This is a genomic window from Streptomyces sp. NPDC051018, from assembly GCF_044456085.1.
Classification (GTDB): Bacteria; Actinomycetota; Actinomycetes; order Streptomycetales; family Streptomycetaceae; genus Streptomyces.
In genome coordinates this window covers 164160-180123 of sequence record NZ_JBITFN010000016.1, presented here as the reverse complement: position 1 = coordinate 180123, position 15964 = coordinate 164160, and the positions used below count along the sequence as shown (strand labels likewise).

Sequence of the window (15964 nt, the reverse complement as noted above, 5' to 3'; positions counted from 1 at the left end):
CCGGGCGGGGGGGGGGGGGGTGGGGGGGCGGGGGGGGGGGGGGGCGCCCCCCCGGGGGGGGGCGGGGGGGGGCGGGGGGGGGGGGGGGGGGGGGGGGGGGGTGGTGCGGTGCGGCCATGTGCGTACGGCCGCACCGCACCGGGTCGCTCCGGGTCAGCTCAGGCCCGCGACGGTCTCCCGGACCTTCGCGTTGATCTCGGCCGGGATCGGGGCGTAACCGGCGTCCGTGAGGACCTTCTGGCCCTCGTCGCTCGCGGTGTAGCCCAGGAAGGACTTGACCGTGCCGAGGGTCTCGGCCTTGTTGCCGGTGTCGCAGACGACCTCGTAGGTCACCAGGACGATCGGGTAGGCGCCCTCCGCCGTGGTGGCGTAGTCCAGCTCGAGGGCGAGGTCCTTGCCGGTGCCCTTGACCTTGGCGGCGGCGATGGCCTTGGAGGCGTTCTCCGAGGTGGCCTTCACCGGGGCCGCGGCACCGGTGTTGATGTCGACCGTGGGGATGGACTGCGAGGTGGCGTACGACAGCTCGAAGTAGCCGATCGCGCCGTCGACCTGCTTGACCTGCGCGGCGACACCGGAGGAGCCGGAGGCGGCCTGGCCGCCGGGCGCGGGCCACTTCTTCTCGGCCTCGTACGGCCAGTCGGCCTTGGCGGTCTTGCCGAGGTACTTGCCGAGGTTCTGCGTGGTGCCGGAGTCCTCGGAGCGGTGGAACGCCTGGATCGCCTTGTCCGGGAGCGAGACGCCCTCGTTCAGCTTGGCGATCGCCGGGTCGTTCCACTTGGTGATCTTGCCGTTGAAGATCTTGGCGATGGTGGAGGGGTCGAGGACCAGGTTGTCGACACCGGAGAGGTTGTAGCCGATGGCGATCGGGCCGCCGACCATGGGCAGGTTGATGCCCTGGCCGCTCTTGCAGATCTTCTTGGAGTCGGCGACCTCGTCGTCCTTGAGGGCGGAGTCCGAGCCGGCGAAGCCGACGGTGCCCTGGTTGAAGGCGACGATGCCCTCGCCGGAGGAGGACGACTTGTAGTTGATCTCCACGCCCGAGCAGGCGGCCATGTAGTTCTTGACCCACAGGTCCATGGCGTTCTTCTGCGCGCTGGAGCCGGAGGCGAGAAGCTTGCCCTCGGCGCCGTCGCACTTGATGTTCGAAGCGGCGCTGGTCTTGTCGCCGCTGCCGCTCGTGCCGCCGGCGTTGTCGTCCGAACCACACGCCGTGAGGACCAGGGCGCCGGTGACGGCGAGGGCGCCGAGCGCGGTGGCGCGAAGCCCGTTCTTGCGCTGAAGCTTCACTTTCGGGTGTTCCTTCCAGGAGCCGCCTCGACGCTGACCGGTGTCGGGGCCGTGTGTGGCGGCGTGTGTCGGTGGTGGGGTGCGCCGGCCGTGTGCCGGTGACCTCGTACGGCTGAAATTAGGCAGATCAGGTGAAGCGCCCCGAGGGGGTGAGTGAACGGGAGGTGAACCGTGTCGGGCGGCTGGGTGATGGGCCGCTCAGGCGTCGGAATCCCTCCCTCCGACCCTGTGGCCTGGGGCGATTGCTGAGTCTGAGGAGGGCTGCGACCGGAGTGGGGGCATCCGGCGCAGCGGGATGGCCCCGGTGCGGACGAGCCCCCTGGGGGTGCGGGGCGGCATGGGACGGCAGGGGGGTACTGGCCGGTTGTGTGGGTGGGGGGCACTGTCGGCAACCTAGTGCCGAGGGCGGCACGGGTGCCAGGAGCACATGGGGGGTCCACGAGGGTGACGGAGCGGGGTTGTCCGTACAGGGGTGCGGAAGGTCCCCGGGCCGGCCCCTGCGTCAGCTTCCGGTGTCCGCGCGGTGGAGGGCTTTGAGGAAGTCCATGACCAGATCGCGGTCCCGGGCCTGGGTCAGCCACGCCCGGGCCGCCGGCGGAGGGAGCCAGAGCAGGCGGTCGACCTCGTGGCTCGGGGCGAAGACCCCGCCGGTCGCCTCCGCGGCCCAGTAGCGGACCTCCTTGGGGCGGCCGTCGACCGGATAGTGGGCCGTGGGGAGGGCGGGGCCGAGGGCGCAGGTCATGCCCGTCTCCTCCAGCACCTCGCGCAGGGCGCCGACGCGTGGGTCCTCACCGTGCTTGAGCTTTCCCTTGGGGTGGGACCAGTCGTCGTACCTCGGCCGGTGGACGAGACAGATCTCCACGCCCTCGTCCCCGTGCGGGGAGCGGCGCCACAGGACGCAGCCCGCCGCACGGATCGTGGTGTCCGCGGTGTCGTCCATCAGGCCCTCGCCTTCACCGCGATGGAGCCCGGCCAGATCTCCTGGAACGCGAACCGGGCCGCCTCGACCTCATGGCGCTGATCGGCGTGCAGCACCCCGAGTGCGTACGCGGTGGCCGGGGCGATGCGCGGGGTGCGGGCCGCCGACGCGGCCGCCTCCGCCGCCTCGGCGGCGTCGCGGTGGCGGTCCAGCAGACGGCCCGCGCGGTTGAGGACGGGGACCGAGGCGTTCGGGCGCAGGGTCTCCAGCACCTCCAGGGCGTACCGGTGCAGCCGCAGCAGCCGCCGGACCTGGTGCCAGGGCGCGTCCTGGGACTCCTCCGCCGGAGCGGCGGCCAGCCCGTGGACGAGGGCGTCCGCGTTGTACGGATGCCCCGCCCGGCTCAGTGGCAGTGTGGTCACGGCCTCCAGCAGCCGCCGTTCCGCCATCTCGGCCGACGGGAACAGCACTTCGGTGGCCGGGGCGGTGGCGACCGGACCGAGCGGCAGTTCGGAGGCGAGTACGGCGACGGCGTCGGCGACCGCGTGGAAGCGGGACGAGCCGAGCGCCTGGAGCGCGGCCGAGTGCGCCCGGGTCCGTGCCAGGGTCAGCTGCCGCTCCAGCAGGGCTCCGGCCCGCGCGGCGCCGACCGTCACCGTGCCGACCGCCATGGCCGCGCCCTGGCCGGGGGCCCCGGCCGGTCCGGCCCCCTGCCGTCCGGCGCGCGGTGCGGGCGCGAGCGGTGTCCCCGACAGCCGGGACAGGGCGTCCAGCAGCCGGTTCAGCTGTGAGGTGCAGGCGTGTTCCCGGGCCAGCGTGGCGGAGAGCCAGGCCAGCTCCGCCCGCAGTCCGTCCGCCCATACGGGGTCGAGCAGCGGGCGGAAGGTGTGCAGGGTGCCGCTGATGCGCCGGGACGCCATCCGCAGACAGCGGGCGGCCTCCGCCACGGCGGCCGTGTCCGCCCCGCTCTCGTCGTGCAGCCGCAGACTGCGCAGAAAATCGCCGGCCCGCGCGTGGAGGTACGCGGCGAGCGTGTCGCCCGCGGGTCCCGTCACGGAGTCCCGTACGGGAGCGGGGGCCGGACCGTCGGTTCCGGGCGGGACCGATGGCGCCCCGGGCTGGACCCCCGGCCCCTCGACCGGGACCATCGGCCCGCCGGCCGGCGGTTCGGGAACCGCCGATACCGCCGATACGGCCGATGTCACCGGGACCCCCGACGCCCCTGAGCCCGCCGGGGCGTCCGGCCCCTGACGAGGGGCCCGGGGGAGCCCGGGGGCACGGGACGACAGTTCAGGGCTGTGCACGCCTGCGCCTCCGGGCGTCAATGAGCATCTCCTGGACATTCCGCAGCGGCTGCCCGTCCGCGTCCGTCGAGTGCCGGATCCAGGCGCCGTCCGGGCCCAGATGCCAGGACGAGATGGTGTCGGACATACCCGTCTCCAGGAGCCGGGTGAGCGCCGCGCGGTGGGCGGGGTCGGTGACCCGTACCAGCGCTTCGATACGGCGGTCCAGATTGCGGTGCATCATATCGGCGCTGCCGAACCACACCTCGGGCTCACCGCCGTTGCCGAAGGCGAAGATGCGCGAGTGCTCCAGGAAGCGCCCGAGGACCGAGCGCACCCGGATGTTCTCCGAGAGACCGGGCACCCCGGGCCGGATCGCGCAGATCCCGCGTACCCAGATGTCCACCGGCACACCGGCCATCGCCGCCCGGTAGCAGGCGTCGATGATCGCTTCATCGACCATCGAGTTGACCTTGATACGGACATACGCGGGCCGCCCGGCACGGTGGTGCGCGGCCTCCTTGTTTATCCGTGAGATCAGACCGTCGCGCAGCGACTTGGGCGCGACGAGGAGCCGGCGGTAGGTCTCGCGCCGCGAGTAGCCGGACAGCCGGTTGAACAGGTCGGACAGATCCGCCCCGACCTGCGGGTCGGCGGTCAGCAGCCCCAGGTCCTCGTAGAGCCGCGCGGTCTTGGGGTGGTAGTTGCCGGTGCCGACGTGGGAGTAGCGGCGCAGGATCTCGCCCTCCTGGCGCACCACCAGCGACAGCTTGCAGTGCGTCTTCAGGCCGACGAGCCCGTAGACGACATGGCAGCCCGCCTCCTCCAGCTTGCGCGCCCACTTGATGTTGGCCTGCTCGTCGAACCGGGCCTTGATCTCGACGAGGACGAGCACCTGCTTGCCGGACTCGGCCGCGTCGATCAGCGCGTCGACTATCGGCGAGTCGCCGGAGGTGCGGTACAGCGTCTGCTTGATCGCGAGGACGTCCGGGTCGCCCGCGGCCTGCTCCAGGAACGCCTGCACGGAGGTGGAGAAGCTGTCGTACGGGTGGTGCAGCAGGACGTCGCGCTCGCGCAGCGCCATGAAGATGTCGGGCGCGGACGCCGTCTCGACCTCGGCGAGGTCCCGGTGCGTACCCGCGATGAACTTCTGGTACTTCAGCTCCGGCCGGTCCAGCGACGCTATGCCGAAGAGACCGGTCAGATCGAGCGGGCCGGGCAGCGGATAGACCTCGGCGTCGGAGATCTTCAGCTCGCGCACGAGCAGATCGAGGACGTACGGATCGATCGACTCCTCGACCTCCAGGCGTACGGGAGGCCCGAAGCGCCGCCGCATCAGCTCCTTCTCCAGCGCCTGGAGCAGATTCTCGGCGTCGTCCTCCTCGACCTCCAGGTCCTCGTTCCTGGTGACCCGGAACATATGGTGCGCCAGCACCTCCATGCCCGGGAACAACTCCTCCAGATGGGCCGCTATGACGTCCTCGAGAGGTACGTAACGCTGCGGGGAGGCCTCCAGGAAGCGGGACAGCAGCGGCGGCACCTTGACCCGGGCGAAGTGGCGGTGGCCGCTGACCGGGTTGCGCACCACGACCGCGAGGTTCAGCGAGAGCCCGGAGATATACGGGAAGGGGTGCGCCGGGTCCACCGCCAGCGGAGTCAGCACCGGGAAGATCTGCTGCCGGAACAGGGTGAACAGACGCGCCTGCTCCTTCTCCGTGAGGTCCGGCCAGCGGATGAGGTGGATGCCCTCGTCGGCGAGCGCGGGGGAGACGTCCTGCTGGTAACAGGCGGCGTGCCGGGCCATCAGCTCGCGCGAGCGCGTCCAGATCAGATCCAGGACCTCGCGCGGCTGGAGGCCGGACGCGGACCGGGTGGCGACCCCGGTGGCGATACGGCGTTTGAGTCCCGCGACCCGGACCATGAAGAACTCGTCCAGGTTGGATGCGAAGATCGCGAGGAAGTTAGCCCGTTCGAGTAGCGGGGTGGCGGGATCCTCGGCCAGTTCGAGCACCCGCTCGTTGAACGCGAGCCAGCTGCGCTCCCTGTCCAGGAACCGCCCAGGAGGCAGCTCCGCGCCGGCGCCCTTGTGGTCTTCCTCGTACCCGTCGAGATCCGCGTCGAGATCCGGCTCCAGATCCGACACCGTGGCGGCGACGGTGTGCGGCCGGTGCGCGGCAATGGAACCGACGGACGGCTGGGGGTGCTGGACCGATGCCTCGGCAGGCTGCTGACTCATAAACCCATTCTTCCGCGTCGAAGGGGTCACAGGCGCGTCGGAGAGTCCCGGGAGGAGGTGGATTTTCCCGTTGGTGAAACCTGTCGGAGGTGGCGGGACGGAGTCGGGCACAGCTGGCTGCATGGGGCGAGGGTCGCAAGACAGTCTGAATGGCCGGTAACGACGACATGACATACGGGAACCGGAGCCGGGCCCTCGGGAGCGCGAGCGGCGCGATTCAGGCCCCGGGGGGCGTATGCCCGGGATGTGCGCCGGTGGTTTCCGGACAGGGGAGATTGTCGCGCGGAGTGAGGTCTCGGATTCTCTCCGTGAGCGGCGTTGGGGTGCTGGGTGTTCTGGGGGTGCTGCTGCCCGGCGGCGGTGGGAATCGGTACCCACGGGTTCCGCGCGGATCGGTGGGGCGCCCGGGGGCGGGGCCGCCCGGGGCGGGCGCGCGGACCGGGCCGGGGGTGCGGTGCTCCCGTCGGCGGGGCGGACGGCCCGGCCGGTCCGCTCGGCTGGTCCGCTCGGGTGGCAGGGGAACCCGGCGGGGCGGACGGGCCGGGGCTGCCCGTGGGTCACCGCCGGCCCGGCCACCCCGGGGAGAGGCTGCCCGCGGGGCCGGGCCCGGTGAAGATCAACGGCCCGGGCCGGGCCCGGTGAGGATCAGGTCCGAGGGATCAGGCCGGGGCGGGGATCAGGTCTCGGTGCGGTACATCAGGTCGACCTCGTACGTGGAGAAGCCCAGCCGCTCGTACACGGTCACCGCCGCCGTATTGTCCGCGTCGACGTAGAGCATCGCGGTCGGCAGCCCCTGCGCGGCGAGATGGCGCAGCCCGGTCGCGGTGAGCGCCTTGCCGAGGCCGCCGCCCTGGGCGTCGGGCCGGATGCCGACGACGTACACCTCGCCGAGCTGCTCGGTGGCGTGCACCTTCGTCCAGTGGAAGCCGACGATCCGGCCGTCCCGCTCGGCGAGGAAGAACCCCTTCGGGTCGAACCAGGGCTCGCGCATACGGTCGTCCAGGTCCCGCTGGGTGAGGGAGCCCTGCTCGGGGTGGTGCGCGAAGGCGGCGGCGTTCACCGAGAGCCAGGCGGCGTCGTCCTGGCCGGGGACGAAGGTGCGTACACCCACCCCGGCCGGGTACACCGGCTCCTCGATATCCAGCGGGGTCAGGGGCCGCCGCATCTGGCGCAGTTCGCGGAAGAGGGTGAGGCCGAGCACCTGGGCCAGATGCCGGGCGGCGGACTTGCCGCCGTGCGCCCACATCCGCAGCCGCTTGCCGGAGGCGGCGAGCAGCGCGTTCCCGAGCGCCCGGCCGTGTCCGCGGCCCCGGTGGGCGGGGTGGACGACCAGCTCGGCGGCCGGGGCCTCCACCGGATCGGTGTCCTCCAGCTGTGCGTACCCGACCAGTTCACCGGCGACGGTGAGCAGGAAGTGCCGTACGCCCTCCCGCTTCCCGCCCCGGAGCTGGAGCCTGCCCTGCTCGGAGACGGCCTGGGTTCCGTCCGCGGCGGCGGCCCCGGCGAGCATGGCGAGCACGTCCTCGGCCCGCTCGGGAGTCAGTTCGTCGAGGCTCTCGATCTGCCGGCCCGGCTCCGGAATCACTGCGTCAGTCGTCATGACACGAGCCTACGGCGGTGGCCCGGCGGCCCGGCGGATCGGGGCGCCCGGGTCAGCGCGGCGCGACGAACGGGCTTCAGCGCGGCGGGGTGCCGGGGTCGGCTCGGCGCAACGACCGGGATTCGGCTCGGTGGGGTGCCCGGCTTCAGCTCGGCGGGGGTGCCCGGGTCGGTTCGGCGTAACAGCCCGGATCGAGCTCGGCGGGACGACCCGGCTCAGCGCGGCCGGCAGCCCCGGCTTCAGCTCGGCGGGACGACCCGGCTGACGACGGTGTCCACCAGTGCGTCCAGCTCCCGGTCCGAGAGCATCGCGGGCAGGGTGAAGTGCTCCAGCAGCAGTCCGGTCATCGCCAGATAGAGAACGGTCACGGTGTCCTCGTCGCCGGGCAGCCCCGAGTCCAGATGGAAGCGGACGCTCTCGTCGAACGAGGCGCGGACGGCTCGGTTCAGCTCGGCCTGGAGGGCGGGGCGGCGGGTGGCCTCCAGCCGGAGCTCCAGCAGGGCGAGATAGCCGGTGCGCTCGACGGTCATCCGGCGTACCAGCCACCGCATCAGCTCCTGGACCAGCTCCCGGCTGGGCGCCGCGCGCATGGCCTCGTCGACCTGGAACGGGTCGGGGGTCATCCGTACATGGATACGGCTGCCCGCCTGGGTGAACAGATCGTCCCTGCTCGTGAAGTAGTTGGACGCGGTGCCGACCGGGACGCCCGCCTGGGCGTCGACCGCGCGGAAGGTGAGCCCGCGGGCTCCCTCGCGGGCGAGCACCTCGATGGCGGCGTCGACGAGGGCGGTTCGGCGTTCCGGGTTCCTGGCCATGTGCTGCTGCCTCCTGGTGTGCGGGCTCGGGGTTCGGGCTCGTGGATCTCTCGTCGGTCGTGTGAGGGCTCTCGCGGGCTCGCGCACAACACCTCCCGCGCCTTTCGCCTTGCATCAACCACTACATGTGAAGCACTATAGATGAAGTTGTTAACCGCTCGAGGGAATGGGGATCGCCTTGCGCAAGCTCACCTACTTCATCGCCTGCTCGATCGACGGCTTCATCGGGGACCCGCAGGGCGATGCCACCTCGATGTACAAGTACGTGGACGAGGAGTTCCTCGCCTACTGCAGGGAGGAGTATCCGGAGACGATCTCGACCCCGGCCCGCCGGACCCTCGACTTCGAGGGGCTGGAGAACCTCGCCTTCGACACGGTGGTGCAGGGCCGGGGCACCTATCAGATCGCGCTCGACCTCGGGGTCACCAGCCCGTACGGGCATCTGCGCGAGTACGTCGCCTCGCGCACGCTCACCGAGTCGCCCGATCCGCATGTGCGGCTGATCTCCGGTGATCTTCCCGCCCGTGTGCGGGAGCTGAAGGCGGAGGACGGCGGCCTGGGTATCTGGCTCTGCGGCGGATCCCGGCTCGCGGGCCAGCTGATCGACGAGATCGACGAGTTGGTCATCAAGACGTATCCGGTGGTCTACGGCTCCGGTATGCCGATGTTCGCCTCCGGGTTCGCGGTCGACGAGTTCGCGCTGGAATCGGTACGGGCGCTGAAGAGCGGTGTCGTGATCAGGAAGTACAGCCGTGTCCGCTGACCCCGTGGGGCCCGGCGGCACTCGCCTCCGGTTTCGTATCCGGTTTCGAGGCGGGGGTCCCGGCGGGGTTCGCGGCGGCGGGGACGGGCTCAGCTCTCCGACCCCGGGCGCAGAGGCGGGTCTTCGGTGAGGCCGGTGGGCCCGGCGAGTCCGGCGAGCAGTTTGCCGGAGATGCGGCCCAGCTCGGCCAGTTCGGGCTCGTCGAGGTGGGTGCCGAGGGTTTCCCGGAGGACGCGGAGGTAGACGGCCCGTGCGCGGGTCATCGCCCGCCGGCCGTCGTAGGTGAGGACCGCGTACACCTCGCGCCGGTTGCTCGACGGGCGGTCCCGCTCGATCCACCCCCGTGAGACGAGCCGGTCGACGATCCGGGTCAGGCCCCCGGGTGTCACGCCAAGCCGGTCGGCCAGCTCCTGCATCCGCAGCCCGCGTTCGGGCGCGGCGGCCACCCAGGCGAGGAGGTCGTGTTCGAGGAGGGAGCACGAGGCCTCCTCGGAGAGGCGGCCGTTGAGCGCCCGGCGCACGGTCTCATCGGCGAGAACGAGATTCCGCCAGGTCAGGATCACGGCTCCGTCGGCTTCCACGGCGTGACAGTAGCACGCTCTTGTTGGGCCAATATTTGTAGCTACAATTATTGCCGGAGCGAGCAATCTGACGCCGTCCCCTGCCCGGGGGCGGCCCGAGGAGGCACAGGGTCATGAGCATCCGGACCACCCCGACCGGGACACGAGGTGCCCGTACGCCGTCACTGCCGCGGTGGCTGTCGCGGTTCGTGCAGCGGCGGATGAGCGGTCACCACCGTCGCAAGGGCGACACCTTCATGGGTATGGACGTGCTGTACCTGACCACGACCGGGGCGAAGTCAGGGAAGCGGCGCGAGACGCCCGTCGCCCGCTTTCCGGACGGTGAGGGGGCCTGGCTGGTCGTCGCCTCGCTGGCGGGCGCGGCCCGCCACCCCGGCTGGTACCACAACATCGCCGCCCATCCGGACCGGGTCCGGGTCGAGATCGGTGGCCGGCGGTTCCCGGCCGTGCCCGAGCAGTTGGAGGGCGGGCGCCGGGAGGAGGCATGGCGGCGCATCGTCGCCGCCCAGCCCCGGTACGCGGAGTACCAGGAGAAGACGGACCGCGTCCTGCCCGTCATCCGGCTGACCGCCGTGGAGTGATCGGCGCGGGCGGTCGGGGCGGGGGCGGGACGGCCGGCTTCCGGCGTTCCGGCCCCTGCCCGGACGGTGTCGTGGAGGGCGCGGTGGACGGGCCGTGGAGGGCGCGGTGGAGGGGCCGTGGAGGGGCGGTGCAACAGTGGTACGGCTGTCGCATCCCGAAGGGTGGACCCGTGGCAGAGTGGGGCGCACACTCGTATCCACGGGAAGGGGAGGGCGTCATGCCGCCGAGGAGCTATCCGACCGCCCGGCAGAAGCGGTTGGGGGTCGAGCTGCGGAAGCTGCGCGAGCGGGCGGGCATGACGGGCAGTACCGCGGCGGCCTTCCTGGGTGGCGAGCGGGCGCAGATGAGTCATATCGAGTCGGGCCGGTACGGCGTCAGCGCCGAACGCGTCCGCCGTCTCGCGTCCCACTACTCCGCAACGGACAGGCATCTCGTCGACGCCCTGGCGGCCATGGCCGAGGAGCGCACCAAGGGCTGGTGGGAGGAGTACCGGGGCGTCCTTCCGCCCGGCTTCCTGGACCTCGCGGAACTCGAACACCATGCGACCTACATGCGTCGAATCCATATGCTGCACATTCCCGGCCTCTTCCAGACGAAGGAATACGCCCGGGAGCTGATTCTCGGCGGTGTGCTGGACCTCCCGGCCGCGGAGCTGAATCCGCGGGTGGAGCACCGTATGGCCCGGCGGGGCATCTTCGACCGGCCGCGGCCCCCGGAGTTCGAGGCCCTGGTCCACGAGGCCGCGTTGCGGATGCGGTACTGCGCCACCGACACCATGCGCGAGCAGCTCGAATTCCTTCACGAGGTGTCGAGATGGCCGAGTGTGACCGTACGGGTCATCCCCTTCGACGCGCAGATCACGGGCTCGGTGCAGTCGATGCTGTACGCGGGAGCCGTCATCCCTCCGCTGGACACCGTTCAGATAGACAGCGCATTCGACGGTGGATTTCTGGACGCGGAGGCGCAGTTGGTGTGGTATCGATCCTTGCTCGACTCGGTCAGAGAGATCACGCTCACCCCGGACGAGTCACGTAAAACCATCCGACGCATCGCAAGGGAAATGTGAGTCAAGGCGCATGACCGACCGAATAGTTTGGCAGAAGTCCTCGTTCTCGGGGCCGGACAACAACCCGGACTGTGTGGAACTGGCCAGTGTGGACGGCCTGATCAAAATGCGTGAGAGCGACGATCCGGACCGGATCATCACCACCTCCGTCGACAAGCTCCGTGCCTTCCTCCTCGGCGTCAAGGCGGGGGAGTTCGACCACCTGGTCTGATGCGCGGGTCCCGGCGCCCCTCGCCCCCGGCCGAGGGGCGTCCGGCATATGCCGGTGCAACAGTGCGCCGTCCCACTGTTGCGCCACTGCATGCTGTAGCGCTACCGTCGCTGTGCGTCGCCGCTGCGGGTCTGCTCCGGCAGGAGCAGACCCGGCCGCGGTGTGGCTCCCCTGCTCAGCGCCTGCGAGGGGATTCGCGGTTCCTCTTCCCGCACCGCCGGTCGGAGCGGGGCAGGGGCACCTCATGCCGATGCTTCAGGAGGCGAGACATGCACATGCCGCCCCTCACGACATCCCCGCAGGGGACAGCGCCCCCCTCGACATCCCCGTCCCCGCAAGGGGCGGTGCCCCTCTCGACAGCCCCGCAAGGGGCGGTGCGGCCGGCCCGGCCGGTGCCCGCCCCGCTCATCAGGCCCGGTTTCTGGTTCGAGTCACTGCTCTGCGCCCCGTATCCCGACGGCGACAGCGACAGCGGCAGCAATGGTGACGGCGGCGGCGATGCCGGCGGTGACGCCGAGAGCGGCGCGAGCGGCCGGGAACGCACCCCGCAGCCTCAGGAGTTGCGGGCTCCCGCCACTCCCCGGGAGGCCATCCGTATGATCCGGGAGTCCGTGCGCGCCACCGCCTCCCGGATGGGACCGCGCCAGCGCCGCGCGATGCTGGACGCGCTCGACGACCGGGACGACGGGACGGGCGACCCGCGCCCGGGGGACATCAGGGCGCTCGCCTCCCTGCACCGGGGGCAGCCGGTCGCGTTCGCGTACACCGCCTTCAACGGCGACCACTTCGAATGGGCCGTACGCCCCGTCACCTTCCTCGTCCTGACCCGGCGGGACGACGCCGCGTGAGCCATGTCACATGGCACCCGGGGTCCCCGAGTGGAACCGGACGAGATCCTTCTCCTCTTCGCCTCCGAGATGGTCCGGATAGTCATCCGAGGTACGGCGCTCTCTGGTAGGAACGAGAGATGACCGCACAGGACGAGGAATCCCCTCTAGGCGATGAGGAGTTCGAGTGCAGCATCGAACTCGGACCCGGTTGGGTCGACATGACGCTGCGTACGGGGACGACGGCCGAAGCGGAGGCGCTGGCCGGGGAGATCGTGGGTCTGCGTGGTGCGCGGGCCATGACGATCAACAAAGGGGCGTTCTTCGCGGATCTGGTCGAGCGTGGGGTCCGTCTCAATGAGGGCGGGCCCATCATGGCGGCCGTGTGCTACGCCGAGAGCGGCGAGGCCCTGGCCGACTTCGTGATCGACTCGTACCGGGAGAACGGCCCGACGCGACCGCGCCGAGCGGACGTCCACACGCTCCTGCTGAACTGGGCCGGCGTCGGGACCACCGGGGAGAACGATGTCACCTATCCGGACCTCCCCTCGGGTCCCGCGGTACGCGTGCGGTCCACGGTGCGGACCAAACAGATGCTGGGGCTCTGGCATCAGGACACCGGGACCGTCCGGTATGCCGTGGCCCCGCCCGGCCTGCGGAGTCTGATCATCACCACCGCCAACTGGCAGAACATGGAACGGGCCGACGAGATCGCCTGGCTGGTGGACGAGTTGATGCTCGGCCTCCAGGTCGCCATCCTCGAAGCCGACGGTGACAAGGCGCCGGCGGCGTAACGGTCTCGGCGGCGGCGGAACGTTTCCTGAGCCGTAACGGTCCCGCCGCCCGGCGGTGCCACCGGCCCGGCGGGTCGCGGAGAGCGGGCGGCGGACGGCGACACGGCAGACGGATGGCACGGCAGTCGGCGACACGGCAAGCGGGCGACACGGCAGCCGGGCGACACGGCAGCCGGGCGACGGAGAAGGCGGGGCCGGTGCGGCGGCCCCCCGCGACCGGTCGCCCGCCCGGGCCCGTCGCCTCCCGCCTCCGCCTCAGACCGCCGTGCCCCGCATACGGCGGAGAGCCAGCGCCAGCGCCCCGCAGACAGCGCCCCAGAGGGCGTTGACCAGACACAGCGGGACGATCGCGTACGGCCGTGCCAGCGGCCCCTCCAGCCGGCCCAGCAGGATGGGGGACAGGACGGCGCTCAGAACCGTCACGGCCAGGGCGTAGGCGAGCCCCGTGACCACCAGCGTCAGCAGCGGATCGCGGTCACGGCGCAGCCCGACCGTGAGGATCCAGATCAGCGAGATGGCCGCCGTGAGGATCAGCGGGGTCGCCGGCCGGCCGCCGAGGACATCGCCGAGCCCGGCGGTCGACATCAGCGGGCGGACGAGCGCGACGGCCGTCAGCACGGCCACCAGGGGAAGGTTGAGGGCGCGCAGCCGCTGTGTGAGGGGGAGATCGGTCCGCGATGCGTTCATGGTGCCCAGCGTCGGGGCCCGGAGCGGTGCATGGCATCGGGCCCCGGCTGACATCGTGCCTACCCCCGTGGTTGTCGGTCCCGGGGCCTGTGTACCCCCGTGGTTGTCGAACGGGCCTGCCCGGTTCCGCCGTACGGACGGAGGCGCGCGCTCCTTCGCCGTCCTAGGCTGACCACATGTTTGCTTCAGCGCGGTCCCGTCTGCGGCTCGGGCTGCCGCACGGGCGCGCGGCGGACGCGGCCGTCGCCGCGGCTGTCCTGGTGCTGGTGGCGGTCGGCAGCCTCCAGCCGCTGATCGGCGCACGGGAGGAACCGTGGCCCGCCACCGTCATCGGCTGGACGCTGATCGTCCTCGTCTGCGGGTCGCTGTACTTCCGCCGGAGCCACCCGGTGGCCGTCGCCGCGTTCACGATCGCGGGCGGGGCCGCGTACTACCTCACCAGCACCTATGACGGGCCGCTGCTGGTCACCGTCATCGTGGCGCTGTACGCCGTCGCCGCCGAGGGGCGGCTCCAGGCGGCCGTCGCCCTGGCCTCCCTGACGCTCATCGCCACCGGCGTCGGCACGTTCTCCGGGAACGACGACGTCAACAGCGTCGCCCTGTTCATGCTGACCGGCTGGATCGTGGGCGTCATCGCGCTCGGCCGGCTGCGGCACACCCGTCTCGTCCACGCCCGGGAGGTGGAGCAGCGCGCGGTGAGCGAGGAGCGGCTGCGGATCGCCCGTGAACTGCACGATGTCATCGGGCACCACATCTCCCTGGTGAACGTCCAGTCCTCCGCCGCCCTGCGCCGTCTGCGCAAGGACTCCGTCGCCGGGGCCGCGCAGGCCGAGGAGGCCCTCGCCGCGATCAAGGACTCCAGCCGGGAGGCCCTGCGGGATCTCCGCGCGACCCTGGGGATCCTGCGGGCGTCCGGCGAGGCGGCGCCGACCGCCCCCGCGCCCGGACTCGACCGGGTCGGCGAACTGGTCGAGTCGGCCCGGCTCGCCGGACTCGACGTCCGGACGCGGTTCGGCGGGGAGCGGCGGCCCCTGCCGACCGAGGTCGACCTGGCCGCGTACCGCATCCTCCAGGAGTCCCTGACCAATGTGACCCGGCACTCCCGAGCCACGGCGGCGACCATCGAGGTCGGCTACGGACCCCGGGAGCTGACCGTCGAGATCACCGACAACGGCCAGGGCACCGCCCCCCACGGCACCGGCTCCTCCGGCAGCGGTATCACCGGAATGCGGGAGCGCGCCCGCGCCCTCGGCGGGGAACTGACCGCGGGGCCCCTGCCGGAGGGCTTCGGGGTACGGGCCCGGCTGCCGTACGCGTCCCACAGGAACGGAGCGTCACCACTGCCATGATCAAGGTTCTGCTGGCCGACGACCAGCGTCTCGTACGGGCCGGGTTCCGGTCGATCCTGGAGGACGAGGACGACTTCGAGGTCGTGGGGGAGGCGGGCGACGGCGCCGAGGCCGTGGCCAAGTGCCGTGAACTGCGCCCCGATGTGATCCTCCTCGACATCCGGATGCCCGGTGTCGACGGGCTGGAGGCGGCCCGCCGTATCGGCGCGGACCCGCGGCTCGACGACGTCAAGGTCGTCATCCTCACCACCTTCGACCTCGACGACTATGTGTACGGAGCGCTGCGCGCCGGGGCGAGCGGCTTCCTCGTCAAGGACACCGAGCCCGAGGAACTCGTCCACGCGGTACGGGTGGCCGCGCGCGGCGACGCCCTGATCAGCCCCGGGATCACCCGCCGGCTGATCTCCGAGTTCGCCGGACGCGTCAAGGCGCCCTCCCCGAGCCCCCGGCTGAACGCGCTCACCGGGCGGGAGCGCGAGGTGATGCACCTGGTCGCGGCGGGCCTCACGAACGACGAGATCGCCGAGCGGCTGGTGCTGAGCCCCTCGACCGCGAAGACCCATGTCAGCCGCATCATGACCAAGCTCGACACCCGCGACCGCGCCCAACTGGTCATCCTGGCCTATGAGTCGGGCATGGTCCGCCCGGGGTGGCTGGGCGGCGGCTGACGCGGTCGCCGCCGGTTGGGCGGCCCGGGCCGGGGTCGCCGGTCGCTGCCGGCTGCCCACCGGTCGGCGGTCGCTGCCCGTCGAGAGGGCCCGCGGCCGGTGTGCGTTTCCAGCCCGTCCGGCGTTTTCCTGAGGACGGACCTGGGCCCGGTGTGGGGGTACTTGGGGTGTGGTTGTGGCTGGTGTGCGTTTTCAGCCTGTCCGGCGTTTGAGGACGGACCTGGGCCCGGGGCCTGGACCGGGTGCGCCGACAGGTCGGTCGCGCCTCGCGGGCGAGTGATCCGGCCGGTACGCGG

The 15964-nt window shown here is 71.6% G+C and carries 16 protein-coding genes; 8 read left to right on the top strand and 8 right to left on the bottom strand.

What is annotated here, in order from left to right:
* Positions 1 to 153 precede the first annotated feature (153 nt).
* From pstS to ACIBCM_RS25750, 6 genes are all read right to left on the bottom strand, one after another.
* On the bottom strand, positions 154 to 1287 hold the full coding sequence (pstS, locus tag ACIBCM_RS25775; protein WP_399247050.1) for a phosphate ABC transporter substrate-binding protein PstS: 1134 nt from the start codon (positions 1285 to 1287) through the stop codon (positions 154 to 156).
* Positions 1288 to 1789: 502 nt separating this feature from the next.
* Positions 1790 to 2227 (bottom strand): NUDIX hydrolase, encoded by a 438-nt coding sequence (locus ACIBCM_RS25770; RefSeq protein WP_399247048.1) that lies wholly within the window; start codon positions 2225 to 2227, stop codon positions 1790 to 1792.
* The gene (locus ACIBCM_RS25765) at positions 2227 to 3354 is read right to left on the bottom strand and encodes a CHAD domain-containing protein (protein ID WP_399247104.1); all 1128 of its coding nucleotides are present in this window, start codon (positions 3352 to 3354) and stop codon (positions 2227 to 2229) included. The genes ACIBCM_RS25770 and ACIBCM_RS25765 overlap by 1 nt, the downstream gene beginning before the upstream one ends.
* Before the next feature lie 142 nt (positions 3355 to 3496).
* Positions 3497 to 5725 carry an RNA degradosome polyphosphate kinase gene (locus ACIBCM_RS25760; protein WP_399247046.1) on the bottom strand — a complete coding sequence of 743 codons (2229 nt, stop codon included), beginning with the start codon at positions 5723 to 5725 and terminating at the stop codon, positions 3497 to 3499.
* 676 nt (positions 5726 to 6401) lie between these two features.
* Positions 6402 to 7325 carry a mycothiol synthase gene (gene mshD, locus ACIBCM_RS25755; protein WP_399247045.1) on the bottom strand — a complete coding sequence of 308 codons (924 nt, stop codon included), beginning with the start codon at positions 7323 to 7325 and terminating at the stop codon, positions 6402 to 6404.
* A gap of 239 nt (positions 7326 to 7564) precedes the next feature.
* Positions 7565 to 8140 carry a TetR/AcrR family transcriptional regulator gene (locus ACIBCM_RS25750; protein ID WP_399247043.1) on the bottom strand — a complete coding sequence of 192 codons (576 nt, stop codon included), beginning with the start codon at positions 8138 to 8140 and terminating at the stop codon, positions 7565 to 7567.
* 178 nt (positions 8141 to 8318) lie between these two features.
* Between ACIBCM_RS25750 and ACIBCM_RS25745 the strand changes: the two genes are divergently transcribed.
* Positions 8319 to 8903 (top strand): dihydrofolate reductase family protein, encoded by a 585-nt coding sequence (locus tag ACIBCM_RS25745; RefSeq protein WP_399247102.1) that lies wholly within the window; start codon positions 8319 to 8321, stop codon positions 8901 to 8903.
* 89 nt (positions 8904 to 8992) lie between these two features.
* Here the strand turns inward: ACIBCM_RS25745 and ACIBCM_RS25740 are convergent, their stop codons facing one another.
* Positions 8993 to 9484 (bottom strand): MarR family winged helix-turn-helix transcriptional regulator, encoded by a 492-nt coding sequence (locus ACIBCM_RS25740; RefSeq protein WP_399247041.1) that lies wholly within the window; start codon positions 9482 to 9484, stop codon positions 8993 to 8995.
* Positions 9485 to 9597: 113 nt separating this feature from the next.
* Here ACIBCM_RS25740 and ACIBCM_RS25735 point away from each other — a divergent pair, with 113 nt between their 5' ends.
* The 5 genes from ACIBCM_RS25735 to ACIBCM_RS25715 all read left to right on the top strand — a co-directional run bounded on the left by ACIBCM_RS25735 (position 9598) and on the right by ACIBCM_RS25715 (position 12964).
* On the top strand, positions 9598 to 10065 hold the full coding sequence (locus tag ACIBCM_RS25735; RefSeq protein ID WP_399247039.1) for a nitroreductase/quinone reductase family protein: 468 nt from the start codon (positions 9598 to 9600) through the stop codon (positions 10063 to 10065).
* 218 nt (positions 10066 to 10283) lie between these two features.
* Complete coding sequence (locus ACIBCM_RS25730; protein WP_399247037.1) at positions 10284 to 11132, top strand: helix-turn-helix domain-containing protein; 849 nt, start codon at positions 10284 to 10286, stop codon at positions 11130 to 11132.
* 10 nt (positions 11133 to 11142) lie between these two features.
* Positions 11143 to 11343 (top strand): DUF397 domain-containing protein, encoded by a 201-nt coding sequence (locus tag ACIBCM_RS25725; protein WP_399247035.1) that lies wholly within the window; start codon positions 11143 to 11145, stop codon positions 11341 to 11343.
* A 344-nt stretch (positions 11344 to 11687) separates the two neighbouring features.
* On the top strand, positions 11688 to 12191 hold the full coding sequence (locus ACIBCM_RS25720) for a hypothetical protein (protein WP_399247033.1): 504 nt from the start codon (positions 11688 to 11690) through the stop codon (positions 12189 to 12191).
* A 119-nt stretch (positions 12192 to 12310) separates the two neighbouring features.
* Positions 12311 to 12964, top strand: coding sequence for a hypothetical protein (locus tag ACIBCM_RS25715; RefSeq protein ID WP_399247031.1), 654 nt, complete (start codon positions 12311 to 12313; stop codon positions 12962 to 12964).
* 255 nt (positions 12965 to 13219) lie between these two features.
* Here ACIBCM_RS25715 and ACIBCM_RS25710 read toward each other — a convergent pair whose 3' ends face one another.
* Positions 13220 to 13651: a hypothetical protein gene (locus ACIBCM_RS25710; RefSeq protein ID WP_399247029.1), complete on the bottom strand. Its 432-nt coding sequence runs from the start codon at positions 13649 to 13651 to the stop codon at positions 13220 to 13222.
* A 176-nt stretch (positions 13652 to 13827) separates the two neighbouring features.
* On the opposite strand from ACIBCM_RS25710, the gene ACIBCM_RS25705 reads away from it, so the two are divergent.
* Both ACIBCM_RS25705 and ACIBCM_RS25700 read left to right on the top strand, forming a co-directional pair.
* The gene (locus tag ACIBCM_RS25705) at positions 13828 to 15000 is read left to right on the top strand and encodes a sensor histidine kinase (RefSeq protein ID WP_399247027.1); all 1173 of its coding nucleotides are present in this window, start codon (positions 13828 to 13830) and stop codon (positions 14998 to 15000) included.
* Complete coding sequence (locus ACIBCM_RS25700; RefSeq protein ID WP_399247025.1) at positions 14997 to 15668, top strand: response regulator; 672 nt, start codon at positions 14997 to 14999, stop codon at positions 15666 to 15668. Before ACIBCM_RS25705 ends, ACIBCM_RS25700 begins: the two co-directional genes overlap by 4 nt.
* Positions 15669 to 15964 lie beyond the last annotated feature (296 nt).